A 348-nucleotide genomic window follows, 5' to 3' on the forward strand; every position below is an offset into this window, starting at 1 on the left:
GGCCCGGAAATTCACACTTAACCACATCGCAATTCGTATTTCCTAGACATGCGTGATGAGCTTGCTCGATTACGCCCCTCGATTGCAGCCTGAATATGACGCCTCCGAGGTGCGACTGCGCATGCGTCTCTCCCGCAAGCGATCTCTGGCCCTGCTGGCCGTCGTCATCTTCACCGCTGCGGCTCTTTTGTTCATCTACACCACCGCTGTCGATCCAGATTGGCACCCGAAACGCATTCGCGGCAAAGGTGCTTGGTTAGTGCTGCTGCTTTTTCTCCTACCTGTTCTCTGGCGCGCCATCGCATTGTGGACGTTCGGCGGCGTCGCAGCACTGGGATTGATCATGAG

1 protein-coding gene is annotated in these 348 nt (G+C 56.6%); it reads left to right on the forward strand.

The window, feature by feature from the left end:
• Positions 1-55: 55 nt before the first annotated feature.
• A partial coding sequence (locus EOB49_RS34925; RefSeq protein ID WP_164781986.1) for a hypothetical protein occupies positions 56-348 on the forward strand: 293 nt, incomplete at its 3' end.

Origin of the sequence: Mesorhizobium sp. M7A.F.Ca.MR.148.00.0.0 (assembly GCF_003997735.1) — a bacterium.
GTDB lineage: Bacteria > Pseudomonadota > Alphaproteobacteria > Rhizobiales > Rhizobiaceae > Mesorhizobium.